23 protein-coding genes, 1 tRNA gene and 1 riboswitch are annotated in these 25,785 nt (G+C 71.3%); of the genes, 4 read left to right on the top strand and 20 right to left on the bottom strand.

All coding sequences use genetic code 11. The features are described 5' to 3' along the window. Positions 1 to 56: 56 nt before the first annotated feature. From ACI2LY_RS27700 to ACI2LY_RS27685, 4 genes are all read right to left on the bottom strand, one after another. Positions 57 to 728, bottom strand: a complete 672-nt coding sequence (locus ACI2LY_RS27700; protein ID WP_404709519.1) for a hypothetical protein — start codon at positions 726 to 728, stop codon at positions 57 to 59. A gap of 85 nt (positions 729 to 813) precedes the next feature. Then, a complete protein-coding gene (locus ACI2LY_RS27695) occupies positions 814 to 2,754 on the bottom strand; it encodes a hypothetical protein (protein WP_404709518.1) in 1,941 nt (646 codons plus the stop codon). Positions 2,755 to 2,876: 122 nt separating this feature from the next. Continuing rightward, entirely contained in the window at positions 2,877 to 3,095 is a 219-nt protein-coding gene (locus ACI2LY_RS27690; protein ID WP_161148035.1) for a hypothetical protein, read from the bottom strand. A 56-nt stretch (positions 3,096 to 3,151) separates the two neighbouring features. Further along, positions 3,152 to 3,367, bottom strand: a complete 216-nt coding sequence (locus ACI2LY_RS27685; RefSeq protein WP_401452370.1) for a hypothetical protein — start codon at positions 3,365 to 3,367, stop codon at positions 3,152 to 3,154. A 239-nt stretch (positions 3,368 to 3,606) separates the two neighbouring features. Between ACI2LY_RS27685 and ACI2LY_RS27680 the strand changes: the two genes are divergently transcribed. Further along, entirely contained in the window at positions 3,607 to 4,014 is a 408-nt protein-coding gene (locus ACI2LY_RS27680; RefSeq protein ID WP_404709517.1) for a helix-turn-helix domain-containing protein, read from the top strand. A gap of 181 nt (positions 4,015 to 4,195) precedes the next feature. Further along, positions 4,196 to 4,447 (top strand): hypothetical protein, encoded by a 252-nt coding sequence (locus tag ACI2LY_RS27675; protein ID WP_393913907.1) that lies wholly within the window; start codon positions 4,196 to 4,198, stop codon positions 4,445 to 4,447. Positions 4,448 to 4,496: 49 nt separating this feature from the next. Here the strand turns inward: ACI2LY_RS27675 and ACI2LY_RS27670 are convergent. Further along, positions 4,497 to 4,580 (bottom strand) — tRNA-Leu (locus ACI2LY_RS27670). Between the two features lie 388 nt (positions 4,581 to 4,968). Here ACI2LY_RS27670 and ACI2LY_RS27665 point away from each other — a divergent pair. Both ACI2LY_RS27665 and ACI2LY_RS27660 read left to right on the top strand, forming a co-directional pair. Beyond that, entirely contained in the window at positions 4,969 to 5,739 is a 771-nt protein-coding gene (locus ACI2LY_RS27665) for an ABC transporter ATP-binding protein (RefSeq protein ID WP_393595225.1), read from the top strand. Next, on the top strand, positions 5,739 to 8,267 hold the full coding sequence (locus tag ACI2LY_RS27660) for an ABC transporter permease (protein WP_404709516.1): 2,529 nt from the start codon (positions 5,739 to 5,741) through the stop codon (positions 8,265 to 8,267). The genes ACI2LY_RS27665 and ACI2LY_RS27660 overlap by 1 nt, the downstream gene beginning before the upstream one ends. 58 nt (positions 8,268 to 8,325) lie before the next feature. On the opposite strand, the gene ACI2LY_RS27655 is transcribed toward ACI2LY_RS27660, so the two are convergent. The 15 genes from ACI2LY_RS27655 to ACI2LY_RS27585 form a co-directional block, all read right to left on the bottom strand. Then, the gene (locus ACI2LY_RS27655; RefSeq protein WP_404709515.1) at positions 8,326 to 9,630 is read right to left on the bottom strand and encodes a class I SAM-dependent methyltransferase; all 1,305 of its coding nucleotides are present in this window, start codon (positions 9,628 to 9,630) and stop codon (positions 8,326 to 8,328) included. Between the two features lie 191 nt (positions 9,631 to 9,821). Next, entirely contained in the window at positions 9,822 to 11,204 is a 1,383-nt protein-coding gene (locus ACI2LY_RS27650) for an NAD(P)/FAD-dependent oxidoreductase (RefSeq protein ID WP_404709514.1), read from the bottom strand. A gap of 466 nt (positions 11,205 to 11,670) precedes the next feature. Continuing rightward, a complete protein-coding gene (locus ACI2LY_RS27645) occupies positions 11,671 to 12,612 on the bottom strand; it encodes an exopolyphosphatase (protein WP_393913913.1) in 942 nt (313 codons plus the stop codon). Next, positions 12,609 to 13,154 (bottom strand): DUF501 domain-containing protein, encoded by a 546-nt coding sequence (locus ACI2LY_RS27640; RefSeq protein ID WP_404709513.1) that lies wholly within the window; start codon positions 13,152 to 13,154, stop codon positions 12,609 to 12,611. The genes ACI2LY_RS27645 and ACI2LY_RS27640 overlap by 4 nt, the downstream gene beginning before the upstream one ends. 45 nt (positions 13,155 to 13,199) lie before the next feature. Continuing rightward, entirely contained in the window at positions 13,200 to 13,679 is a 480-nt protein-coding gene (locus ACI2LY_RS27635) for a septum formation initiator family protein (protein WP_389006718.1), read from the bottom strand. Between the two features lie 147 nt (positions 13,680 to 13,826). Continuing rightward, the gene (gene eno, locus ACI2LY_RS27630; RefSeq protein WP_381120011.1) at positions 13,827 to 15,107 is read right to left on the bottom strand and encodes a phosphopyruvate hydratase; all 1,281 of its coding nucleotides are present in this window, start codon (positions 15,105 to 15,107) and stop codon (positions 13,827 to 13,829) included. Between the two features lie 305 nt (positions 15,108 to 15,412). Next, complete coding sequence (locus ACI2LY_RS27625; protein WP_404709512.1) at positions 15,413 to 16,114, bottom strand: transglycosylase family protein; 702 nt, start codon at positions 16,112 to 16,114, stop codon at positions 15,413 to 15,415. A 4-nt stretch (positions 16,115 to 16,118) separates the two neighbouring features. Further along, positions 16,119 to 16,297, bottom strand: a riboswitch (cyclic di-AMP (ydaO/yuaA leader). Positions 16,298 to 16,499: 202 nt separating this feature from the next. After that, entirely contained in the window at positions 16,500 to 17,522 is a 1,023-nt protein-coding gene (locus tag ACI2LY_RS27620; RefSeq protein ID WP_404709511.1) for a transglycosylase family protein, read from the bottom strand. A 123-nt stretch (positions 17,523 to 17,645) separates the two neighbouring features. After that, the gene (locus ACI2LY_RS27615; protein ID WP_404709510.1) at positions 17,646 to 19,001 is read right to left on the bottom strand and encodes a cytochrome P450; all 1,356 of its coding nucleotides are present in this window, start codon (positions 18,999 to 19,001) and stop codon (positions 17,646 to 17,648) included. 109 nt (positions 19,002 to 19,110) lie between these two features. Further along, positions 19,111 to 20,106: a nucleoside triphosphate pyrophosphohydrolase gene (locus tag ACI2LY_RS27610; RefSeq protein WP_404709509.1), complete on the bottom strand. Its 996-nt coding sequence runs from the start codon at positions 20,104 to 20,106 to the stop codon at positions 19,111 to 19,113. A gap of 140 nt (positions 20,107 to 20,246) precedes the next feature. Continuing rightward, positions 20,247 to 20,885 (bottom strand): SurA N-terminal domain-containing protein, encoded by a 639-nt coding sequence (locus ACI2LY_RS27605; RefSeq protein WP_404709508.1) that lies wholly within the window; start codon positions 20,883 to 20,885, stop codon positions 20,247 to 20,249. Between the two features lie 168 nt (positions 20,886 to 21,053). Next, a complete protein-coding gene (locus ACI2LY_RS27600; RefSeq protein WP_404709507.1) occupies positions 21,054 to 21,674 on the bottom strand; it encodes a hypothetical protein in 621 nt (206 codons plus the stop codon). 177 nt (positions 21,675 to 21,851) lie between these two features. After that, positions 21,852 to 23,618, bottom strand: a complete 1,767-nt coding sequence (locus ACI2LY_RS27595; RefSeq protein WP_404709506.1) for an insulinase family protein — start codon at positions 23,616 to 23,618, stop codon at positions 21,852 to 21,854. Continuing rightward, positions 23,619 to 24,614: a hypothetical protein gene (locus ACI2LY_RS27590; RefSeq protein WP_404709505.1), complete on the bottom strand. Its 996-nt coding sequence runs from the start codon at positions 24,612 to 24,614 to the stop codon at positions 23,619 to 23,621. A gap of 40 nt (positions 24,615 to 24,654) precedes the next feature. Further along, complete coding sequence (locus ACI2LY_RS27585) at positions 24,655 to 25,773, bottom strand: hypothetical protein (protein ID WP_404709504.1); 1,119 nt, start codon at positions 25,771 to 25,773, stop codon at positions 24,655 to 24,657. Between the last annotated feature and the right edge of the window lie 12 nt (positions 25,774 to 25,785).

Below are 25,785 nucleotides of genomic sequence, written 5' to 3'. Positions count from 1 at the left end.
CGCGGGAGGCGCTCGCGGGGACCGGCGGCCGGCCGGGAGGGACGGTCAGACCGGGGTCAGTGGCCCGGCCAGCCGTCCAGTCGGCGGTGCAGGGTGACGTCGGGCTTCTCGGTGCCCTTGGGCGCCTTGGCCACGGCCGCCTTCAGGACGCCGTTCACCTCGCCCGCGAGGGCGTCCACCCGCTGCTGCAGCTCGGCGGCGGGCAGCGTGGACCGGGTCAGCGCGTCCAGCCTGCGGTGCACGTCGGCCAGCTGGCGGCGGGCCCCCGCGTCGAGGCTGAGCGGGTGGGGCGTGGAGACGACGAACTGGTAGGCCCCGGCCAGGGTCTGGCAGCCGTCGCAGTACTTGTTGGCCGCGTCGCTGACGTTGACCGCCTTCAGGTGGTGCGCGTCCCCGGCGACCGTGACGATCTGGAAGGACAGCGCGACCGACCGGCAGTGGTCGTCGACCGAGCAGCCCATGGAGACCGCCCGGGCCTGGTTGCGGACGGAGGTCGCGTTGACCTTGCCGAACTCGCGGATGGTGAAGGAGTCGCGGGCCTGGGTGTGGTGGAGCCGGTTGGCGTTGGTGAACACGCTGTCCGAGACCACCGCGGCGGACCGCGCGGGCCCGGTCGCGGCGTGCGCCGGAACGGCCGTGGCCACCCCCGCCGCACCGGCGGCGAGGAGGACGGTACGGACGGCCCGCCCGTTGAACGGGCTGCTGCGTGGTTTCCGGTGACTGCTCATGGGTTCTCTCCCGAGGAATGAAGGACGTGCTGATGAGAGGCCCGGCACACGCACGGTCGCGGCCGGGCCGGGGGCCGCGACGGGGTCAGGACGACGACACCGGGACCGGTGGATCACTGGTCGGCGCCGTCGAGGGCTCGGTGGTCGGCGTCGGCGTGGCGCTCTCCGACGGGACCGACGAGGTCTCGGTGACCGGGGGCGGCGACTGCTGCGCGGACGGCTGGCCGACCGGTGCCCCGCCGCTGCTGCTCTCGCTCTGCTTGGGGCCGTCCTCGCCGCGCGTCGGCTTGTCCGGGGCCGTCGAGGAGGCGGCGGAGGGCTGCGAAGCGGAGGCGGAAGTGCCGTCCGAGGGCCCGGCGCTCGGGTCCCCCGGCCTGCCCTCGGCCGGTGCGCCCGGTGTCGCCGAGGGCTCACCGGAGGCGGCGCCCGGCCCGCCGGAGGTGCGTCCAGGACCGGCGCCCGGCGTCGAGGCGTCCGGGGACGGCGGCGGCGTGGTGGGCACCCCCGGCTGGAGGATCGGCGCGATGGGCGGCTTCTTCGGCAGCGGCTGCGGGGTCACCCCGGACATCCAGGCGTAGGCGAGCCCGCCGAGTCCGGCGAGCAGCAGCCCGCACAGCGCGATCCGCAGGGTGGGCCGTCCGGCCGTGGAGCGTTTGGCGAGCCGGAAGAGCCTGCCGCCGATCTTCACGGAGAGATAGAGGACACCGGCCATCGGGAACAGCAGCATCAGCGTGCCGAGCACCCCGACGATGCCGGGCAGCACGTCCCCCTGCGCGAACGCCGACCCCGTCCCGGTGACCTGCTCGGTGAGCGAGCGGATCATCGTGCTGATGATCCGGGGCAGGTTCCACAGCCCGTAGCCCAGCTCGCCGACGATCAGCGGCACCATGGTCAGCACCCAGGTGGCGACGATGACGCGCGCGGACTTCTTCAGCCCCGCGACCTCCTGGCGGGCCGCCTGTCCCCGCGTCCCCGGTACCAGGGAGAGCAGGATCGGCTTGATCTTGCCGTACAGGTCCGGGACGCCCGCGAGGTCGCCCAGGATGTAGTAGCCGTCCAGGCGGACGGCGGGCATGAGCTGTTCCAGGATCTCGAAGTGGCCGAGGTAGACCGCGGCGAGGAAGAACTGCTCCCCGGTGGCGAAGTAGGCACCGGCCATGGCCAGCATGAAGACGACGTTGAAGTACACCCCGCCGAAGTCGGTGCGGATGCGCCCGGCCTTGTTGATCCGGTAGACGTCGGTGACGTCGGTGTACATCGACGGCCAGATGAGGAAGAGCCCGCAGCCGATGCAGCCCGGTCTGGCCCCGCCGTACCGGCACGCGGAGGCGTGGCCGAACTCGTGGAAGACGAGCGAGGCCACGGTGAGCGCGAAGACCAGCAGGATGAGCACCGGCTGGTCCAGCACCTCCAGCACCGGTTCGATCGCGCCGAAGAAGCCGAACAGCCAGACGTCCATGACGACGGCCGCCAGCAGCACCGCCGCGACCACCACCGGCCGGTGCAGCCAGGCCAGCGACTTGGCGATCCGGGCGGTGCGGCGCTCGTCGAAGATGACCCGGTGGCCCTTGAGGGCGAGCAGCAGGTCGGAGCGCGGGGCGTCGACCTCGTCGCTCTCCTGGCCCTCCGGGACGGTCACGCCCAGCGGGTCGAGCTTGTTCTCCACCAGGTAGCGGATGTTCTCCGCGCTGACCTCGCGGCCGAAGCGCGCGCTGACCCGGTGGGCGATCGTGTCGTCGTCGCGGACCCCGTCGACGGACGACGCCACCAGGTACAGCAGGCGCGAGAGCTGCACGACCTGCCCGTCCCCCCGACGGGCGATGTACTTGGACTCGGTGAACCCCGAGCCCTGGTACTCGCCGTGCAGCCGCATCCCGGCGCTCAGCCTCGGGACGGGCCGGGCGGGCACCCCGGCGGTCGGCAGAGTGCCGGTCGCCACCTGCTCGTACGTCACCGGCCAGCCACCGGGTCCGGGCAGCGGTCCGGTGTCGTACAGCGTGGTCGTGCCGTTCCCCAGCACCGTCATCTGTGGTCTCCCCCCACGTCGATGCCACCTCACCGCCGCTCTCCCCCCGGCATGGCCGCGGGGGCGGACCGGCCCGTGCTCGGGCGCGGTCCGCCCCCGTGACCGCCGTCGCGGCGGTGGGGCTACTGCTTGACGGTGATCGTCTGTCCGGCGTGCGACTGGGCGTCCGACCACACGGAGTGGTCGTTGAGCGCGGCGGACTGGTTGGCGGCCTCGATGTTGGCCACGTGCTTGGTGACGTTGACCGTCTTGTTGAAGCTGAACTTCAGCTTGCCCAGAGCCTCGCGGCCCGGCAGCAGCTCCGCGGACTCGGCGTCCAGGTCGCGCATGTCCATGCTCATGATGGTGTTCCCCTCTTGTCCTGCTTGTGGTGCTTGCTGTTTCCCGACGGTCCGGACTACTGGCTGACGCTGATCGCCTGCGACGCGCCGGAGTTGGCGACGGACCACGCCGAGTGGTCGTTGAGGGCGGCCGACTGGTTGGCGGCCTCGATGTTGGCGACGTGCTTGGTGACGTTGACCGTCTTGTTGAAGCTGAACTTCAGCTTGCCGAGGGCCTCGCGGCCGGGCAGCAGTTCGGCGGACTCGGCCTCGAGCTCGTGGGCGTCCATCATGGTGATTCCCCCTCGGGAAATGGGCGTTTCCGGTCGGACCGAGTCAGGTTCCCCCCGGACTCTGTCCAACTTGGTCGGACGAGCTGTCCAACGAGATTGGACACTAGGCCCTCGCGGCGGCTGTCCGCAACCCTTTTGGGTAATCGCCCTTTCGGCGGTTCAGCTACTCGCCCGTAGACTCCCTCCCGACAGGGACGTGCGGCCGAGCGGCGAGCAGGACGAGCAGGAAGTGACCAACGGTGGCCAACGCACTGCAGCAGTTGATCCGCGAGCGCCTGGACCGCGAGGGCTGGTCCTACGGCGAAGTGGCACGTCGCGGCGGTGTCCCCCGCTCCACCGTCCACCATCTGGCCACCACCGAGCGCGTGGTGCGCATGCCCCAGGCCGGCACCCTGGAGGGCCTGGCCAAGGGCCTCGAACTCCCGCTGGACACCGTCCGCCGCGCGGCGGCCGAGGCGTGCGGCATCCACGTGTACGGCAGTCCGGCCGGTGAGGACTCCGCACCGTCCACGCCCCGCTCCGGCGACCCGGAGGTGGACCTGCTGATCGCCAGCGTGCAGCGGCTGTCGTCCGACGACCGCAGACATGTCACCGCGCTGGTGGAGTCCCTGCTCGGCCGCGCGGCGAAGCCGGACCAGCGGGACTGAAGCCCCGTACCGGGGCGCGTCACGGAGTGTCCGACCGGCGCCCCGACCCGGCCACGCTTCCGTCAACTCGGAAAAAGAAAGCAAGTCCACCCGAACGGGCCGAGATCCCCCGCTAGTCTCTCGTCCTGCCCGAGGAGCGAGAGCCGCACGACCACGGGCCCTTGGGGGGAACGTGTTGTTGGTGCATGGCGGGCCTGCCACCGCGGTGGTCCGGGGCCCGGACGGCGAGTCCGTCGTACTCCTGTCCGGCGAACTCCCCGAGGTCCTCACCGACCGCGCGGTCCACGAGCTCCTCGACCTCGCCGCGGCCATCCTGGACACGGAGGAACTGGCCCTCTTCCACACCTGCCTGGACACCCTGCGCCGCAACGGCATGCGAGCGGGCCGCAGCATCGAGGTCGACGGCGCGGTGCTGACGGTGTACGAGGGCTGAGACGAGAGATGGCGGTCGGCTTCGGCCGGCCCGTCACGACAAGGGAATGTGCCCGGAGCCGGACTCGAACCGGCACGCCCGCGAAGGGGCAGCGAGGTTTAAGCTCGCCGTGTCTGCATTCCACCATCCGGGCAGGCCGTGGGCTCCGCATTCGAGATCCAGAGCCTATCGGGAGGGCTCACTCGGACAGCGGAAAGAACGGACCGACGTTGTCTTATTTTATTGATGTCTGAGGGTGCATCAGACCACGGAACGAGCCATCCGCACATGCCAACAGCCTGCCGGGACACCCGCGTACCCGTACGCGGAATGACGGAATTTCACCTACCGAACAAGGGCGGTCCCCCTGTTCCGGGTGGTACGCCCTCTCAGGGTCGGCCGTCCTCCCCAGGTATGACACGGAGCGGCTCCGTCCGACCGGAGTCGCGGTAGGGAACGGGAACAGCGGCTGACCGGACGGCCTCCGGGAACGGGGACGATGGGGGAAGACCCCGAGACCCGTCCGACAGGAGCCCCACCCCGTGACCACCACACCCACCACCGGCAGGACCACCGCCGTGGCCGCGCGCGCCGCGGAACTGTCGAAGATCTACGGGCAGGGTGAGACCCGAGTGGTCGCCCTGGACCGGGTCTCCGTCGAGTTCCGGCAGGCCGAGTTCACCGCGATCATGGGCCCCTCCGGCTCCGGCAAGTCCACGCTGATGCACTGCGTGGCCGGGCTGGACTCCTTCTCCTCCGGCTCGGTGCGCATCGGCGAGACCGAGCTGGGCTCGCTGAAGGACAAGCAGCTCACGCGGCTGCGCCGGGACAAGATCGGCTTCATCTTCCAGGCGTTCAACCTGCTGCCGACGCTGACCGCGCTGGAGAACATCACGCTGCCGATGGACATCGCGGGCCGCAAGCCCGACAAGGAGTGGCTGGACCGGGTGATCGAGATGGTCGGCCTGTCCGGGCGGCTCTCGCACCGGCCCTCCCAGCTCTCCGGCGGCCAGCAGCAGCGCGTCGCCGTGGCCCGCGCTCTGGCCTCCAAGCCGGAGATCATCTTCGGTGACGAGCCGACCGGAAACCTCGACTCCCGCTCCGGCGCCGAGGTGCTGGGCTTCCTGCGCAACTCGGTGCGCGAGCTGGGCCAGACCGTGGTCATGGTGACCCACGACCCGGTCGCCGCCGCCTACGCGGACCGGGTGGTCTTCCTCGCCGACGGCCGGATCGTGGACGAGATCCAGGACCCGACGGCCGACTCGGTCCTCGACCTGATGAAGCGCTTCGACGCGAAGGGCCGTACGAGCTGATGTTCCGCACCGCGCTGCGCAACGTCCTCGCGCACAAGGCCCGGCTGATGATGACGGTGCTCGCCGTCATGCTCGGCGTCGCCTTCGTGTCCGGGACGCTGGTCTTCACCAACACCCTCTCCCGCGCCTTCGAGAACAGCTCAGCCCAGGGCTTCGACGGCGTCGACGTGGCCGTACGGGCCAAGCACCAGGAAGCCAGCGGCGACCGGGTCGGCTCCACCCCGGACCTGACCCCGGCGCTGCTCGCCCAGGCCGAGAAGGTGCCCGGCGCCGCCTCCGCCACCGGTGTGGTCAGCGGCTTCACCGCGCTGGCCGACAAGCACGGCAAGCTGGTCGGCGACGGCTGGCAGTCCATGGGCGGCAACTACTGGGGCGCCCAGGACCACCGGTACAAGCTCGTCTCCGGCCACGCCCCGCACGGCAAGGGCGAGTTGCTGATCGACTCCGAGACCGCCCGCCGCACCGGCTACGGCGTGGGCGACACCGTCCGCCTCTCGGTCGACGGCCCGGTCCTCACCCCGCGCGTCGCGGGCATCTTCACCACCGACGACGGCAACGTGGCCGCGGGCGGCAGCCTCACCCTCTTCGACACCCCCACCGCGCAGACCCTGCTCGGCAAGCAGGGCGCGTACGACGAGATCGACGTGACCGCAGCGCCCGGCACCAGCCAGAGCGCGCTGAAGGCCGCGCTGGACAAGGCGCTCCCGGCCGGGCAGGTCAGCACCACCACCGGGGAGAAGCTCGCCGCCGACCAGGCCGAGCAGATCTCCTCGTCGATGAGCGGGCTGCGCCAGGTGCTGCTGGTGTTCGCGGGCATCGCCCTGTTCGTCGGCACGTTCATCATCGCCAACACCTTCACCATGCTGGTCGCCCAGCGCACCAAGGAACTCGCCCTGCTGCGGGCCGTCGGTGCCTCGCGCGGCCAGGTCACCCGCTCGGTGCTGGCCGAGGCGTTCGCGGTCGGCACGGTCGCGGGCGTGGCCGGACTCGCCGCCGGTGTGGGCATCGGCGCCGGACTGCGCGCCATGCTGAACTCCTTCGGCGCGAGCATGCCGGACGGGCCGCTGGTGGTCACGCCGGGCACGGTGGTCGCCGCGCTCGCCGTCGGCATCGTCATCACCGTGCTCGCCGCCTGGCTGCCCGGCCGCCGGGCCGCGAAGATCCCGCCGGTCGCGGCGATGAGCAGTGTGCACGCGACCGCCACCACCCGCTCGCTGGTGGTGCGCAACACCATCGGCACGCTGTTCGCGGCGGCCGGGGCGGCCGTGGTCCTCGCGGCCACCACCATGGACACCGACAAGGGCCAGGGCGCGATGGGCCTCGGCGCGGTGCTGCTGATCATCGGCGTGTTCGTGCTGACCCCACTGCTGTCCCGCCCGCTGATCGCGGCGGTCGCCCCGCTGCTGCGCCTGTTCGGCGTCGCGGGCCTCCTGGCCCGGCAGAACGCGGTGCGCAACCCGCGCCGCACGGCGGCCACCGCGTCCGCGCTGATGATCGGCCTGACCCTGATCACCGGCATGACGGTGATGGCGGGCAGCCTGCAGAAGTCGATCGACAAGATGGCCGCCTCCTCGATCCGCGCGGACTACGTCGTCTCGATGGCCAACCACACCCCGCTCTCCCCCGACGTGGCCACCAGGCTGGCCGCCACCGACGGGGTCGCCGCGTCCAGCCCGCTGCGCAACGGCGCCTCCCGGATCGGCGGCGAGACCGAGTTCCTGACCGGTGTCACCGGTTCCGCGATCGGCGAGCTGACCGACCTGACGGTGAAGCAGGGCACGTTCGACGTGTCCGGCAACCGGATCGTGGTGGACGCCGAGCGGGCGAAGGAGCACGGCTGGAAGGCCGGTTCGAGGCTCACCGCGCACTTCGAGGACGGCAAGCAGGCCACGCTGACCGTCGCCGGGGTGTACGAGGGCAACGAGATGATCCGCGGGATCATGATCGACGACAAGACGCTCACCCCGCACCTGCGCGCCCCGGCCGACATGCAGGTCCTGGTCCGCACGGCGGACGGCGCCTCGGACGCGACCAAGGACCGGCTGGCCAAGGCCCTCGGCTCCAACCCGGCCATCCAGGTGCAGGACAAGCAGGACATCACCGACGGCATCGCCAAGATCTTCACGCTGATGCTGAACCTGGTCTACGGCCTGCTCGGCATGGCCGTGGTGGTCGCGGTGCTCGGTGTCATCAACACGCTGGCCATGTCGGTGTTCGAGCGCTCCCAGGAGATCGGGATGCTGCGCGCGATCGGCCTGGAGCGCCGGTCGGTGAAGCGGATGGTCCGGCTGGAGTCCCTGGTGATCTCGCTGTTCGGCGGGGTGCTGGGCATCGGACTCGGCGTGTTCTTCGGCTGGGCGGCCGGTGAGCTGCTGGGCACGAAGATGGCGACGTACGAGCTGGTGCTGCCCTGGTCCCGGCTGGTGCTGTTCCTGCTGCTGGCCGCCCTGGTGGGCGTGCTGGCGGCGCTCTGGCCCGCCCGGCGCGCGGCCAAGCTGAACGTGCTCGGCGCGATCAAGGCCGAGTAGCGCTCAGGCAGTCGTGGGGCCCTGTTCCGGTAGCGGAGCGGGGCCCCACTGTCGTTCGTCAGGCGTTCCAGGTGCGGGTGCGGGCCGGGAGTCCCGAGGTGCCGGACTCCGGGGTGCGGACCGCGAGGACCTGGTTGACGCCGATCTGGGCGCGCTCGAAGGCGAGCGCGGAGGCGGCCATGTACAGCCGCCAGACGCGGGCGCGGCCGAACCCGGCGAGCCGGGTCGCGCGCTCCCAGTCGCCCTCCAGGTTGGTCACCCAGGCGCGCAGGGTGCGGGCGTAGTGCTCGCGCAGCGACTCCACGTCCCGCACCTCGAATCCGGCGCGCTCCAGCTGGGTGACGGTGGTGCCGAGCGGGGCGAGTTCGCCGTCGGGGAAGACGTAGGAGTCGATGAACGCGTCGACCTCGTACGCCGTCTCGTCCCGCTGCGGGCGGCGGGCGATCTGGTGGTTGAGGAGCCGTCCGCCGGGCTTCAGCAGGCCGTACAGGTCGCGCGCGTAGTCCAGGTAGCCGTCGGCGCCGACGTGCTCGGCCATGCCGATGGAGGAGATCGCGTCGTAGGGGCCGTCGCGGACGTCGCGGTAGTCCTGGACGCGGATCTCGACCCGGTCGGTGAGGCCCTCGTCGGCGACGCGCTTGCGGGCGAAGGCGGCCTGCTCCTGGGAGAGGGTGATGCCGACGACGTGCACGCCGTGCTCGCGGGCGGCGTGCATGGCCATCGAGCCCCAGCCGCAGCCGACGTCCAGCAGCCGTTGACCGGGCTTCAGGCCGAGCTTGAGGCTGACGAGTTCGAGCTTGTCGCGCTGGGCGCTCTCCAGCGAAGCGCCTGTTTCCGGGGCCTCCCAGTAGGCGCAGGAGTAGACCATGGACGGGCCGAGGACCAGCGCGTAGAAGTCGTTGCCGACGTCGTAGTGGTGGCTGATGGCCCGCTTGTCGGTGCGGCGGGTGTGCAGATGGCGCCGTCTGCGGACCTCCTCGCGCGGGGGTGCGGGCGGCAGCGGCGGTCCGACGAGCCGGATCAGCTCGCGCACGGCGGCCCGCGCGGCGGGGTCGCGCACCGTGTCGAGCAGGGAACGGCCCTCGCTGTCGTCGTCGTGCTCCCAGAGCAGGCCCGCCATCGCGCCGAGGGCGGTGTACAGATCGCCCTCGATGTCCAGGTCACCGGCCACCCAGGCGCGGGCCATGCCCAGTTCGCCCGGCTTGAACAGCATGCGGCGCAGGGCGCGCCGGTTGCGCACCACGATCACGGGGGCACCCGGCGGACCCGCCTGGGAACCGTCCCAGGCCCGGACCCGCAGCGGGAGCGGGGCTCCCAGCAGCTGTTCGGCAACACTCACCAAGCGCGACGCGGCGTCGGCCATGACGCACACCTCCAAGACGACGATCCCGGATGTCCGTTACCACGTAAACACCCCGACGTACCCGGCACAGTCCCGCATTGGGGTTACGACAGGGCAAAACAGGGGGCGTGGCCGGGAACGCCGAAGGACCTCCCGCACCACGGATGGCGGGAGGTCCTCGGGTGAGGCTTCGTACGGAGGCTGACCTGAGGTCAGGAAGCCTTCGCCTTCTCCTCGGTCTTCGGCGCGGCGGCGACCGGGGCGGGCTTGGCGGCCTCGTAGAACTCCTCGCGCGGGTGCTCCATGGCGCCGAGGGCGACGACCTCGCGCTTGAGGAACATGCCGAGGGTCCAGTCCGCGAAGACGCGGATCTTGCGGTTGAAGGTCGGCATGGCCAGACCGTGGTAACCGCGGTGCATGTACCAGGCGAGACGGCCCTTGAGCTTGATCTTCATCTTGCCCATGACGATCATCGCCACGCCCTTGTGCAGGCCGAGACCCGCGACGGCGCCCTTGTTGGCGTGCTCGTAGTCCTTCTGCGGGAAGCCCCGCATGCCGGAGACCACGTTGTCGCCGAGGACCCGGGCCTGGCGCAGCGCGTGCTGGGCGTTCGGCGGGCACCAGGCGTTCTCGTTGCCCGCCTTGCGGCCGACGAGGTCGGGGACCTGGGCGTTGTCACCGGCGGCCCAGATGTAGTCGGTGCCCTGGACCTGGAGGGTCGGGGCGCAGTCCACGTGGCCGCGCGGGCCGAGGGGCAGACCGAAGCGGGTCAGGGCCGGGTTGGGCTTGACGCCCGCGGTCCAGACGATCGTGGCGGAGTCGACCTCGAGGCCGTTCTTCAGCACGACGTGGCCGTCGACGCAGGAGTCCATCGAGGTGGAGAGGTAGATCTCCACGCCGCGGCTCTCCAGGTGCTCCTTGCCGTACTGGCCGAGCTTGGGGCCGACCTCGGGGAGGATCTTGTCGGCGGCGTCGACCAGGACGAAGCGCATGTCCTCACGGGACACGTTCTTGTAGTACTTGGCGGCGTCGCGGGCCATGTCCTCGACCTCGCCGATGGTCTCCGCGCCCGCGAAGCCACCGCCGATGAAGACGAAGGTGAGCGCCTTGCGGCGGATCTCCTCGTCGGTCGTGGAGTCGGCCTTGTCCAGCTGCTCCAGGACGTGGTTGCGCAGGCCGATGGCCTCCTCGATGCCCTTCATGCCGATGCCCTGCTCGGCGAGGCCGGGGATCGGGAAGGTGCGGGAGACCGCGCCCATGGCGATGACCAGGTAGTCGAACGGCAGCTCGTACGCCTCGCCCACGAGGGGGGCGATCGTGGCGACCTTGCGGTCCTGGTCGATGGTGGTGACCCGGCCGGTGAGGACCTCCGCCTTCGGCAGCACGCGTCGCAGCGGTACGACGACGTGGCGAGGGGAGATGTTGCCGGCGGCGGTTTCGGGGAGGAAGGGCTGGTACGTCATGTACGACCGGGGGTCGACGACCGTGACGGTCGCCTCGCCGAACCGCATCTTCTTGAGGATGCGCCGGGCCGCGTACAGGCCGACGTACCCACCGCCTACTACGAGGATCCTGGGACGCTCCGTGGTGCTCATGCCATCGAGTATCCACCCGCCCCGAGGGGGTAGCTCGTGCGCCCCTTCACAAGCTTGGAGAGGGGGTGTGTTATCCTCCGCCACCCGCGTGACGCAGGTCATGTTCACCAGGGGGAACCCCCGGTGCACCCGACCCGTTGTCAATGCCGCTTGAGCTGGCTTTCCGACCCCTGTGACCCCTCGCGCGACCCCCCGCGCAGGCACTCCGGACACCTCGGCGAAACCCCGTCGCAATACGGTCGTGATCATGCTCCAGGGGCCGTCCGGGCCCCGAACGGGTCAATGCGGACCCTTGCGTCCCCCACCGGGGCCGATTTCCTTGTGAAGAACTTCACGAAGGTTCTGACGCGAGCCCCGCGAAGCGGCGTGCCGGCCGCCCCGCGAGGGCGCTCAAACGACGTCCAGGCTGCTCAGCCGCACGCTACTGGACGGTAACGAGCCGTTCTTCCAAGGCCGTCGGGCTCGGTTACGCCACGGACCACGCGATGCCGTCGAGGATGTCGTGTTCGCTGACGACGACCTCCTCGGCGCCGGTGCGCTCCATGATCGCGAGCAGTACGAGGGCGCCAGCGCCGATCACGTCGACCCGGCCGGGGTGCATGGAGGGGACCTCCGCGCGCTCGGCGTGCGAGGAGCTGAGGAGCCACTCGGTGATCTGACGGACCCGGGCGCGGGAGATCCGGGAGTGGTGGATGCGTGCGGAGTCGTACTCCGGCAGCTCCAGGGCGATGGCGGACACCGTGGTGACCGAGCCCGCGAGCCCGACCAGGGTGCGCGCCTCGGCGAGCGGCACGGTCTCGGCCGCGAGGTCGAGCGCGGCCTCGATGTCGGCCCGCATGGCGGCGACCTGCTCGTGCGCGGGCGGGTCGGTGACCTTGCCGTCGTGCACCAGGTGCCGCTCGGTCAGCCGCACACAGCCGATGTCCACGGACCGCGCGGCGCCCACGTGGTCGTCCCCGACGACGAACTCGGTGGAGCCGCCGCCGATGTCCACCACCAGATACGGCTTCTCCAGGTGGTCGCCGCCGGACAGCTCCCTGGTCGCACCGGTGAAGGAGAACTCGGCCTCCTGGTCGCCGGTGATGACCTCCGGCTCCACGCCGAGGATGTCCACGACCCCGCGCACGAACTCGTCCCGGTTCTCCGCGTCGCGCGAGGCGGAGGTGGCGACGAACCGCACCTTCGTCGCGCCGAGTTCGCGGATGACCTGGGCGTACTCGCGGCACGCGGCGAAGGTGCGCTCCAGCGCCTCGGGGGCGAGACGGCCGGTGCGGTCCACGCCCTGGCCGAGCCGCACGATCGTCATCCGGCGGTCCAGATCGGTCAGTTCACCCGTCTCCGGGTCCGCGTCGGCGACCAGCAGCCGGATCGAGTTGGTGCCGCAGTCCACGGCGGCGACGCGGGTCATCGCTGCTCCTCCGCACCGGACGCGCAGGCGCCGGGCACCACGCACGGGCCCTTCGCCCACCACTCGGGCAGCATGGCGATGGCCTCGTCGCCCAGCGGGTTCACGCCCGGACCGGCGGCCAGCGAGTGGGCGACCAGGACGTGCAGGCACTTCACCCGGTCGGGCATGCCGCCCGCGCTGGGGAAGCCCGCCAGCACCTCGATCTCGTCGCGGCGCCGGATGTAGTCCTCGTGCGCGGCCCGGTAGGCGGCGGCCAGCTCCGGGTCGGTCTGCAGCCGGTCGGTCATCTCCTTCATGACGCCGTTGGCCTCGAGCGTGCCGATGGCCGAGTTGGCGCGCGGGCACGTCAGGTAGTACGTCGTCGGGAAGGGCGTGCCGTCGGGCAGCCGGGGCGCCGTCTCCACGACGTCCGGCTGACCGCACGGGCAGCGGTGGGCGATGGCCCGCAGGCCGCGCGGCGGGCGGCCGAGCTGGAGCTCGAAGGCGGCGATGTCCGCCTCGGTGGGCTCGGTACGCGGAGTGTGGGGCGGGGGCGTTTCCATGACTGCTTCCGTAAGTGGCTTGTGTCGGTCACCGGCGGGTGCCGGTCACTGGTCTGAGGCGTCGGACTTGTCGACGCCGTCCCAGACGTTCGCGTACCAGGGCCGGTGGGCGGCCCCCCGGTCGGTGCGGGACTGCTTGGCGGCGCCCGGGTCGATGACGACGAACCCGGTCTCGCCGGGCATGACGTAGTGCAGCCTGCGCCGGATCTGCTGCTCGGCGTAGGCGTCGTCCTGCCAGCGGGCCTTGACGTCCCTGAGCTGCTCCACCCGGGCACGGGCCTGTTCCTGGCGGTTCTTCAGGTCCGCGATCTCGGCGCGCTGGGAGACGTACTGCCGCATCGGGTAGGCGAGCGCCACGATCATCGAGCACAGCACCAGGGCCAGCAGGGCGGCGCGTCCGGTGAGGCGCGAGGGGCGGCGGGCCTGCCGCTTGGTCTGGGACCGGTAGACGCGGGCCGCCGTCTGCTCACCGAGCAGCCGCAGCCTGGTCGTGGTGGAGAAACGGTCCCGGTCCCTCGCGGCCATCTGGCCCTCCGCCTCCGCTGTGCCTCTTGTGCTGGGGGTTCCTGCTGTGCGCTGACGCGCGTACGTCCCCGGACACGGTACGGGACCGGGTCCGGGGACGTACGTACGACGGGCGGGGGCGGCCCCGCGCCGACCCGCGCCGGGGTATCAGCCCTTGAAGCGCGGGAAGGCGCTGCGGCCCGCGTAGACCGCGGCGTCGTCGAGGATCTCCTCGATGCGCAGCAGCTGGTTGTACTTGGCGACGCGCTCGGAGCGGGCCGGGGCACCGGTCTTGATCTGGCCGCAGTTGGTGGCGACGGCCAGGTCGGCGATGGTGACGTCCTCGGTCTCGCCGGAGCGGTGGGACATCATGCACTTGTAGCCGTTGCGCTGGGCCATCTCGACGGCGTCCAGGGTCTCGGTCAGCGAGCCGATCTGGTTGACCTTGACCAGCAGGGCGTTGGCGATGCCCTCCTCGATGCCGCGGGCGAGGCGCTCGGGGTTGGTGACGAAGAGGTCGTCGCCGACGATCTGCACCTTGTCGCCGATGCGGTCGGTGAGGACCTTCCAGCCCGCCCAGTCGTCCTCGAACAGCGGGTCCTCGATGGAGACCAGCGGGTAGGCCGCGACCAGCTCCTCGTAGTACTCCGTCATCTCGGCGGCGGAGCGCTCCTTGCCCTCGAAGAGGTACTTGCCGTCCTTGTAGAACTCGGAGGCGGCGACGTCGAGCGCGAGGGCGATCTGCTCGCCGGGGGTGTAACCGGCTTCCTTGATGGCCTCGAGGATGAGGTCGAGGGCCTCACGGTTGGAGCCGAGGTTCGGGGCGAAGCCGCCCTCGTCGCCGAGGCCGGTGGCGAGGCCCTTGTTCTTCAGGACCTTCTTGAGGGTGTGGTAGACCTCGGCGCCCCAGCGGACGGCCTCGGAGAAGGACTCCGCGCCGATCGGGGCGATCATGAACTCCTGGATGTCCACGTTGGAGTCGGCGTGCGAGCCGCCGTTCAGGATGTTCATCATCGGCACCGGGAGCAGGTGCGCGTTGGGGCCGCCCAGGTAGCGGAACAGCGGCAGGTCGCTGGCCTCGGAGGCGGCGTGGGCGACGGCGAGGGAGACGCCGAGGATGGCGTTGGCGCCGAGCGAGCCCTTGTTGTCGGTGGCGTCCAGGTCGAACATGGCCTGGTCGATCAGGCGCTGCTCGGTGGCGTCGTAGCCGACCAGCTCCGGGCCGATCTGCTCGATGACGGCGAGGACGGCCTTCTCGACACCCTTGCCCTGGTAGCGGTTCGGGTCACCGTCACGCAGCTCGATGGCCTCGAAGGCACCGGTGGAGGCGCCGGACGGGACGGCGGCACGACCCGTGCTGCCGTCGTCGAGGCCGACCTCGACCTCGACCGTGGGGTTGCCTCGGGAGTCCAGGATTTCCCGAGCTACAACAACGTCGATGGACGGCACGAGCATCTCCTTCGTGGATGTGACGCGATGAGTGCGGGGCGCGCCGGATGGCATGCCTTGCGTCTAGAGCCTAACCGTCCCAGGGGTGCCGGCCATCGACCGACCGCCTCGTGGACGGGGTGGTGCAGGGAGACCGTACCTATTGTTCAGGCCCGGAACAAAGGGTTCTGGGCAACAGGCGGGCCGGGGGCGGAACGCGCACCGCCCCGGCGCGCGGGGGAAGCGCGCCGGGGCGGGGGTCCGTGGAAGGACCGGAAGCTCAGGGGCCGATCGGGCTGGGGGCCGACCCCGTGAGCGGGTCGCGGTTACTTCAGGTGCAGCATCTGGCCGGGGAAGATGAAGTCGGCCTTCTCGACGATGTCCTTGTTCAGGTCGTACAGCTTCTTCCAGCCGCCGTCGACCTTGTGCTTCGTGGCGATGGAGCTGAGCGTGTCGCCCTTGACCACCTTGTACTCGCCATCGCCCTTCTTGACCTTGTCACCGGTCGGGGTGGTGACGGTCTTGCTCGCGTCCGGGCGCTCGGTGGAGCGGGACGCGGCCTGGTCGTCGGAGGTGCGGTCGGAGGTGTCGGCCGCGGCCTTGTCCTCCGTCTTGGTGTCCGTGGAGGGAGCCGGGGCGGCCGAGCCGCTGTACGGCGTGCTGGACAGGCCCGTGCCGCAAACCGGCCAGGCACCCTTGCCCTGGGCGGAGAGCACCTTCTCGGCGACGGTGATCTGCTGTTCCTTGCTCGCCTTGTCGGCGGTGGCGGCGTACTGCGTACCGCCGTACGCGGCCCACGTGGAGGCGGAGAACTGCAGACCGCCGTAGTACCCGTTGCCGGTGTTGATGGACCAGTTGCCGCCCGACTCGCACTGGGCGACGGCGTCCCACTCGGAACCGGTGGCGGCGGACGCGCTGCCCGACGCCATCACCGGGCCCGCGACGGCCGCACCGGCGACACCGGCGAGCGCGAGGACACGGACGGTCTTGGACGGGCGACGGCGCTTGCCCTTGCTGGAGAACAGCATGGATCGATCCCCTCACCGACGCCTGCGAGGTGAGCTGTCGGGTTCGGGCCGGTTGAGTTGCCCGGCCACCCCTCCCTGGTACTTCCGGAAGGCGTGGCTCCACCCCAAGCCCGTCCCGGCGTCAATCACCGGTTCGGGCACCTACCTTGGGTCCCCCGCTCCTGCCTACGGCGCTTGACGCGACGATTGTCCCCGACGGCCGCTGGCAGGATTCGGCGTTGCGGCCACGGGTGCTCGTGGTGACGAGCGGTCCCGACCGTAGACACGCCTCGCGGCGAATTTCAAAAACGATCAGGTCTTCTGAGAGTCATCCCACACTTTCGCCAAATAGGACATATAAGAGGATAGCGGGGCGTCAAATGCCGCTACATGAAGCCTGTTGGCCCTATTCGCCCGGCAGCTTCAGGGTCTGCCCCGGGTCGACATGGTTCGGGTCCGAGCCGATGGCCTGCTTGTTCGCGGCGTACAGGGCCTCCCAGCCGCCCGCCACGTCAAGGGAGTCGGCGATGGAGCCGAGCGTGTCACCGTCGCGGACGGTGTAGCCGCTCGGGGAGGCGGTGGCGTGGCGGCCCGTGGCGGCCGCGTGCTGACCTTCCGTCACGCTCTCCTCGGCGCTACCACCCCGGTGACGGCCACCGCCGCCGAGGTCGCCGGTGTCGACCAGGCTCCAGGAGCCGCCGGTCTCCCACGAGTCGTCCGACTCCTTGGCGGCCGGGGCACTGGGGGCCGAACCGCCGCCCTTGTAGCCGCCGTCGGACGCGGCGGGCGCGGAGCCGCCGGAGCGGGAGGTGTCGGTGTCCTTGCCGGAGTGGCCGGAACCGGCCGTCTCGTCGGCGCTCGCGGACGGCTTGCCGGTCTCCTTGGCGGAGGAGTCGGACGACGGGGACGAATCCCCCAGTCCGGACGAGTCGGAACCATCGGACGAAGCGCCCGCTTCGGGAGCCTCGCTCGACTGGTCGGCACCGCTGTCCGAGCCGCCCTGGTCGGCGGACGGGGACTCGCTGACGCCCGTGTCGACGTCCACCGAGGCGGAGTCGGAGGTCAGTCCGGCGAGCAGGGCGCAGGTGGCCCAGTGGGTGGTGCCCTGCTCGGCGAGGATCTTCTCGGCCACCGAGATCTGCTGCGAACGGCTGGCCTGGTCGGCGCTGGCCGCGTACTGCGTGCCGCCGTACTTGTCCCAGTCGTCCTGGGATATCTGGAGGCCGCCGTAGTAACCGTTGCCGGTGTCGGCGCTCCAGGAGCCACCGCTCTCGCACTCGGCGACCTTGTCCCAGGTGGTGCCGTCGGCCGCGTTCGCGCTCGCCGCCCCGAGGAGCGGGATGGCGATGGCGGACGTGGTCACGCCGGCCGCGACGAGGAGCGCCGGAGCCTGGCGGGGTCGACGGTGCCTACCGTTCCCGGAGAGCATGCGGTTGCCTTTCGTGCGACAGCAGTACGGCGTGGCAACTGGTGCTCGGCGCCACACTGATGGGTGAACGTAGCGGCAGACGATCGCTTGTCACAAGTTCATGCCGCACAGATCACGTGAAGATCACATAGTTGAACGTCCGTCATGTGTGTTTTCACGACTGGGACCAACCGGTGTGAACTCCACCGGCAGCGTGCGCAGTCCACGCATGATCAGCCCGCCGCGCCAGCGGAGTTCGGCCGGATCGGCCGCCAGCCGCAGATCCGGGAGCCGGGTGAGCAGGGTGGCCAGCGCGGTCTGGCCTTCCAGCCGGGCGAGCGGGGCGCCCACGCAGTAGTGGATGCCGTGCCCGTACCCCAGGTGCTGGTTGTCGCGGCGGCCGAGGTCCAGCAGGTCAGGGTCGGCGAACCGCTCCGGGTCGCGGTCCGCCGCCGCGAGGACCACCAGCACCGGGTCCCCGGCCGCGATGTCCTGGCCGCCGATGGTGAGCGGCTCGGTGGCATAACGCCAGGTCGCCAGCTCCACCGGGCCGTCGTAGCGGAGCAGTTCCTCCACTCCGGTCTGGAGCAGTCCGGTCTCCCCCGCCGCCAGCGAGAGCTCGAGCCTGCGGCGCTCCTCGGGGTGGGTGAGCAGGGCGTAGGTGCCGTTGCCGATGAGGTTGACGGTGGTCTCGAAGCCCGCGAAGAGCAGGATGAAGGCCATCGCGGCGGCCTCGTTCTCGGTGAGGTGCTCGCCGTGGTCGGAGGCTCGGATGAGCGCCGAGATCAGGTCCTCGCCGGGCGCGGGCTCGGCGGGGAGTGCCTGGCGCTTGCGGTGGATGAGGTCCGCGAGATAGCCGCGCATCTTCTTCACCGAACGCGCCACCCCGCCCCTCGGCCCGCCGCCGTGCCGGATCATCATGCCCGCCCAGTCCCGGAAGTCGTCCTGGTCCTCGCGGGGGACGCCGAGCAGGTCGCAGATGGCGTAGATGGGGAGCGGGAAGGCGAACTCGTGGATGAGGTCGGCCGAGCCCTGCTCGGCGAACCGGTCGATGAGGTCGTCCGTCAGCTCCTGCACCCGGCCCGCGAACTCGGCGACCCGGCGCGGGGTGAACGCCTTGCTGACCAGGCGGCGCAGCCGGGTGTGGTCCGGCGGGTCGATGTTCAGCAGGTGGGTCATCAGGTCGGCCTTGCGCTCACCGGGGATGCCGGTCTTGCCCTTGGCCTGCGCGGTCTCGGCGTGGTGGGCCGGGTTCTTGCTGAGCCGCTGGTCGGCCAGGGCCTGCTTGGCGTCCGCGTACCGGGTGACCAGCCACGCGTCCACCCCGCTGGGCAGCTTGGTCCAGCGCACGGGAGCGTGCTCCCGGAGCCAGGCGTAGGCGGGGTAGGGGTCGGCGGCGAACTCCCAGGTGAAGAGGTCCGGGGCGGGGGCCTCGGTGGGTGGTCCGGCGGGGGCTCCGGGGGTGGGGTCGTCGGGGGTGGGGCGGTGCGGGTGGGTCACTCCCCGACGGTATCCGGCGGGCCGGGGTGAGGGCGGGTCGGCTCCTTTCTCCTGGGTCTCCTGTCCGGGCTACTCGGTGTCGTCCTTTCTCCTGGGTCTCCTGTCCGGGCTACTCGGTGTCGTCCTCCGGCGCGGGTGCGCCCTCGGCTGTGCGTATCGCGTCCCGGTAGACGCGGGCCGCCGCTCGCAGGGCCGCTTCCGGGTCGACGCCCGCTTCCTCGGCGCGGGCGGCCAGGTCCAGCAACTCGTACCCGATGCCGTCGCCCTGGGGCAGGGGGACGTCAAGGTCGGCGGTGCGGACGCGGGAGGCCAGCTTGGCGGCGAGGGCGAGGCCGGGCTGCCCGAGGGGAACGCCTTCCGTCACCGAGCTGCGCTGCTTCTCCTCGGCCTTGGTGCGCAGCCAGTGGACCTTGACGTCCTCGGGTGTCTCGGCCTCCTCCTCGCCGAAGACATGGGGGTGGCGGTGGATCAGCTTGCGGACGATGCCCCCGGCGACGTCGTCGATGGAGAAGGGCGCGTCCGGGTCCTCCTCGGCGATGCGGGAGTGGAAGACGACCTGGAGCAGCACATCGCCCAGCTCCTCCCGCAGCTCCTCCCGGTCTCCGGCCTCGATCGCCTCGATCAGTTCGTACGCCTCCTCGATGCCGTACTTGGCGAGGCCCTCGTGGGTCTGCCGGGAGGACCAGGGGCATTCGGCGCGGATGCGGTCCATGACCTGGACGAGGTCGAGGAGGCGGGCGCCGGGCAGGTCGTAGGAGGCGGGGAGCAGCTCCAGTTCGGGCATCCGCACCCGACCGGACCCGGCGAGCCGGGCGAGGCCGTCGGTGAGGGCGGGCTCCCCCTCGCCGGTGGCGACGACGACCACGGTCCGGTCGCCCGCGCAGGCGTCGACCAGCTCCTCGGCGGTGGGGGACGCCTCCGACACCGCTATGCCGGCCTCACGCAGATACGGCACCTGCGGATGGGCGCCGTCCGCGCACAGCACGGCGTCGGCGGTACGCAGCGCCTGCCAGGCGGGCCAGGACAGCAGGCCGGGGGCGACGCGGTGGCTGGTGGTGAGCAGGACGATGCGGCCAGGGGCGGTTTCGGGGCTGATTGCGTTCACGATCCGAACGTAACCCAGGACGCGGAAGGACGGGTCAAGTTATCCACAGGGAGGGGAGAGTCCTGTGATCGTATGCCCGACGCGCCGCGCGGGCCGGGAACCAGCAGGTCACACGGCCCGCGCCGGGCGTACGCGTCCGGTCAGGCGCTCTGGGTCGCCGAGCCGTCCCGCAGCCAGGGCGTACGGGCGTCGACCCGGCTGCTCTTGGCCACGTCCCAGGCGCCGTAGCGCGGGTTCACGTCGATGTGGAGCTTCTTCGACGCCTGGGACAGGGCGTCCCAGAACGGGGGCTGGCTGGTGTCGGTGCCCAGCTTGGCGGCGAGCTTCTGCGCCTCGATCTGGAGGCCGAGGTTGTCGTCGAGGCGCTCGGGGGCGATGCCGTACTTCTGCAGCCAGGCGGCCTGGAGCTGCTTGCTGCCGCCCGCCTGCTTCTGCAGGTCGGCGCGCATCCGCTGGACCTCCTTGCGGGTGACCGTGACGCCCTGGTCGCGTGCGGCGCGGTGCAGTACCCGGTCCAGGACCATGTTGTGCAGGGTGTCGCGGGTGAGGCTGCCGGTGGAGGCCAGGACCTGCTGGTACTGGGCCTGGTCGGACACCTCGGCCCGCTGCGCCGCCCGCACCTCCTTCACCCGGTCCTCCAGCTGCGACACGGTGATCCGCTGCCCGCCGACGACGGCCGCGGCGCCGGGATGCGCGTCGTTGCCGCAGGCGGTCAGGAGCGGGGCCGCGGCGGCGATCGCGGCGGTGAGGACCAGCGTGGTGCGACGGCGGCGGAGCAAGGGGAACCTCCTGAGGAGATTGTGCGACGGTGCACAAAGTCTTGCGGTGATCGATGTTAGGCAGCCGTACTGCTCCGGCCAACCCATTGGACCAACGATTCACCACGAGTTCGGGCACCGCCGCCGGTGATTCCCGCGTCGCGCACCGGCGTAATCGCCGAGACGCCCCTAGCTCTTCGCGTCGACCGCCCGCTCGATCGCGTCGGCCACGTCGGCCCGCAGCCCGGCGCCGGTGCGGACCACCGAGACGTTGTCCCCGGAGTGCCCGCCGCCGACCAGTACGAAGTCGGTCTTGCCGTACTTCGGCGCCGCCTCCGCCGCGACGGAGACCTCGGGTCCGCCGACCGCCACGACGACCTCGCAGGCACCCTGGAGCATGCCGTTGAGGTACGGCCGCGCGTTGCCCGCGCTCTGCTCCCCCATCACCTGCTGGTAGTTCACCCGCGCGTGCGTCTTGAGGGAGGCGTCCTGCATGCCCTGCCAGACGGCCGCGGCGGGGGCGCCGGCCGTGATGCCGTCCTTGCCGGTCAGCAGGCAGGCGTCGATCTCGGTGTAGTGCCGCGCACGGGTGTCGGGTACGGCCGGCCGTTCGTCACCGCCGAAGAGGAACGCGCACACCACGACGACCGCGGCGATAACGGCCAGGGCACCCGCGGCGAGCATGATCGTGCGCCTGCTGAGGGAGCGCAGCCAGGAGACGAGAGCCTGGCCGAAGCGGGCGATCCCCCCCTCCGGCCGCCGCGCCGCCGCCGGACGCGACTGCGTCACCTGCCGGACCTGCTTGGTCACGAACTACCTGCTCTCCTGCTACGGGCCGACACGGGTCTACGGCTGCTGACACGTATCCACGATGTCGAAACCGGATGGCACCGTAGCCCACGCCGGTCTGAAGGCCATAAAAGATCCCGCCATGAAAATCACAAGATTCGCTTAAGCACCAGGCAAAACCTGGGCGAACCGGCTCCGTCACGTTCGGCTGGTGCGGCGTGCGATCCGTGCGGCGGGCCACACCAGCAGGACGGTGACCCCCCACAGGAACCCCGAGATGGCGAGCCACTCGCCGGTACTTGTGTCCGGGTCGTCCGCGCCGAAGACGGTGAGCATGAGGGCGAGCAGGGCGAAGCAGCCGCCCAGGATTCCGAGCAGGACCATCGCCACCGTCTGGCCCGCGGTGCGCCGGGGCCGGTCGGCCGCGGCGGTGCCGACGGTGGGTGGGGTCAACTTGGCACGTGCGGCCGTGGTGGTGCCGGTCGCCGGTGCCCTGTCCAGGCGCGGTGGATTCGGCCGGGGCGGCAACAGCACCACCGCGTCCGGCGGTACCGCGGCATCGATGACCGCCATGGTGCTCGCCTCGACGCCGTACACCGCGGGCTCCACGTCGACGGTCAGGCCGTCGGTACCGATGAGCCGACGGCCGCCGTCGGGCCAGCTCAGCATGGCGGCGCAGGAGCGGTAGCGGACGGTCGCCACCCGCGTCCCGTCGGGTCCGGGGGCCGACCGTTCCGTCAGGCTGACGCCGTCGTCGCCCACGGTCAGCTCGGCGTCGCCCGCGCGTCCCGTGATGAAGCGCCGACCGGTGACCGCGTCGTCGGAGGAGGTCGGGGCCGCCGTGTACCCGGCCCAGTCCGCCGAGTGCCCGGCGGGCACCTGCATGAGGGCCGTTCCCGCGGCCTCCAGGGCCACCTCGTGCAGCTGTGCGGGCGTCACCGTCCACAGTTCGGCCCGCAGTTCACCGGCATCGCGCGGCGTCCGCCCCGCGAGCAGGTCCTCCGCCATGCCGGGCAGCCGTCGCGCCGCCGCGTCGGGCGCGGTCAGGGCGGCGTCGGCGCGGCCGCGCACCGCGTCCAGGTCGGCCTGGGCGATCCGGCCCGCCTGGAACCCGGCGAGCACGTCCACGAAGCCGCCGAGCACCGCGTCCTGCTTGGCGGGCAGCGCGTCCGCGAACGCCGTCACGACAGCGAAACCGTCCCGCCGGGACGTGAGGTCGCTCGCGGTCGTGTACGAGTAGCCGCCCTCCTGGCGCAGGGCTCGGGTCAGTTCGCGCTCCAGGACCGCCGAGTACAGCCGGGCGGCAGCCGTGTCGGCGACCACGGAATCCAGCAGGACGCCGCCGCTGCCGTTCGAGAAGTACGCCGGGGTGACCGGCAGGGCCGAGGTCACCGTGGGCATCGGTCGCCGGTCGCCCGCGGACAGCTTGAGGGAGAGGCCGGCCGGGATGCGCTCACCGGCGATCCACAGCACGGCGTTGTCCGACGTGAACCAGCTTTCCGCCCACTGCCACACATCCTGCGCGCTCGCGTTGCGCACACCCCACTCCGGGTAGCTGACCAGGCCGTACCCCTGGGCGCCGTACCGCCACAGCGGGAGCGAACTCGTGTCGCGGCGGGACTCCTCGGTGCGCAGGACCTCCTTCTCCGTCTCCAGCCGGTCCATGGGCAGGTCGGTGAGGGAGGCGCAGACACCGGTGAGGTAGGCGACGACCTCGTGCTCGGTGCCCTCCACGTGGAAGTGGGTGAACGCGGCCTTGGTCGTGCCGTTGTAGTGGTAGTCCGCCACGCCCTGCCGGTACAGCGCGAGATGCTCGGTCAGATGGGTGAGCCCGGCCCGGCCGAGGGTCTCGTCGGCGACTCCGACCCGGAAGACGAGCCCGGCGCGCATCGGCCCGGCAGCGTACGTGAAGAGGGTGGGTATGCCGTCGACCTCGGTGTGGTGGACGGCGGACTGCGGGTTCATCTACGGCCTCGGTTCGGCGTGGTGCGCGGCAGGCGGGAAGGTGGGGGACGCCGGTGCGAGGGCCGCGTCCCGGTGCCGTACGTACGCCTCGGTGGGATCGCCGAGGTAGCTCCACGGGAGCTTCGACGCCAGGTTGCCCAGCGCGCGGAAGTGGGCGGCGGCGCGGGCGGTGTCGCCGATCAGGGAGAACAGGGCTGCGAGACAGCCCGCGACGGTGACCCAGCCGGGATCGCGCCGGAACTCCGGGTGGAGCACCGACCGTCCGGCGGCCTCGACCAGTTCCCCGTGGACATGGGACTGCCGCAGGTACGCGTGCCGTTCCTCGCCCGCGTCCAGGTCCAGCCAGTGCTCGAGGTGCGCCTCCGCAACCAGTCCCGCGCTCAGGAAGCCGTCGGGGGCGCCGAGCATGCGGTCACGGGCGAAGGAGTGGGCGGCCTCCCAGCTCCCGCCCCATTTGGGACAGAGTTGCTGGAGCAGCCGGGTCTGGGCCGTGAAGTGGTGCGGGTGGGACTTCGCCAGCCGGTCATAGCGGCGACGCGCCTCGTTCTGGCCGAGCCCGAGCCCTCGGGCGGTGTTGAGCCGCTCGGCCCAGGCGGGGACGTAGGACGGGTCGAGGGCGGTGGCGCGTATGAGCAGTTGTTCGGCGGTGCGCAGGTGCGCGTGGAAGGTGGCGAACTGCTCGCGGGTCACACTCTCGGCGGGGGCCGCCGTACGGATCTCCCAGCCGATCGCGACCTCGCGGGCGCCGAGGAGGGTCAGCGCGAACACGTCGTCGGGGGCGGCCGCCACCAGGTCGCGCAGGGCCCGCTCGACGCCCTCCGTCCCGGCCACCGTGCCGAAGACCTGGGAGGTGTCGCTCCCCTGCGGCAGTCCGGCGAGGTACTGGCGCACCCCCGCCCAGTCCCACGCGGCCACCGCCTGCCGCAGCCAGGCGACTTCGGGATAGGCGGACGTGATCTCGAAGTCCGGGGGAGGGAGCGGGGAGGCGAGCGACATGCGCGGATCCTAGGCGAGAGGTCTGACAACCAGGTTCACGTCAGCGGGCGGCACGGGCCGGGGGTGCTGGGCGGCCCGCCTTGTCCCACCCGATGAAGGTGTTGGTGCGGGCATGGACGAACGACTTGACCGAGTTGCCGGAGTAGCTCCACGGCACGCCGCCGACGTAGGCGCCGACGGCCCGGAACTGCTCGACGCCCTCCGCGAACCGCTCGGTGCGGAACAGCGCGTTGGCCAGCAGGTGGCGGACGGTAGGGAGACGGTGGTGGTCGGCCGGTACCTGGTCGACCGCGTCCAGGGTGGCGTCGATGGCCGTGGTCATGAACGGCTTCTGGTAGACGGACAGGTCGTTCACCCGGTACTGGTGCTCGAACGCGGCGTACAGGCGCAGTACGGGGAGCAGGCTCCCTTGGGGCGCGGAGGCGACGGCCTCTTCGGCGAAGGTGAACATCAGCTCGTCGGAGCCGCGCCACTTGGCGCACCAGTACTGGAGGGCCGACACATGGGCGCCGAAGTGGTGCGGGTCCCGTGCGGTGATCTCGGCCCACAGCGCCCGGAAGTGGTCGTGCGACCAGCCCAGGCCGAGGGCGATGGTGATCTGGGCGACCCAGGGGCTCGGGTCGTCGGGGGCCATCCGGGCCGCTTCCTCGCACGCGGGGAGCGCCTGGGCGAGCAACTCGTGGAAGTTGTCGAACTGTTCGGCGGTGGTGTGCTTCGCGCCCTTCGCGCCGCGGGCCTCCCCGGCGAACGCGATCAGCGCGTCGGCGTGGACGAGGGCGGCGGCGGGGTCGTGCGGGTACTCCCTGCGCCACTCCAGCAGCCAACCGTCGTCCTCCACGGCCGCGTGCACGAGGATGCCGAGCCGGTACCACCGCAGATCCCAGTCCCGCCCGGCCCCCGCCAGATAGCCGGCCGCGCCCCGCCAGTCCCCGGCGACAGCCGCCGCGGCAACGGCATCCGCCTCCGGATCGGGCCCGGCATACCGCGCATCGAGCTGATCTCCCGGCACGAGCCCGAACTCGACGGGATCAATGACGACCCGCTTCGCCCTGGCCGCCTGCTCGGCCCGCTGGGCCCGAGCCTTGCGCGCGTTACGGGGGATGGTGACGGCGGCGTAACCGAGGGCGCCGATGCCGACTGTGGCTATGAAGGGGTTCATGGGGCGTCCTAG

The organism is Streptomyces sp. NPDC002176 (genome assembly GCF_044903645.1).
GTDB lineage: Bacteria > Actinomycetota > Actinomycetes > Streptomycetales > Streptomycetaceae > Streptomyces.
This window is presented reverse-complemented; position numbering and strand designations above follow the sequence as displayed.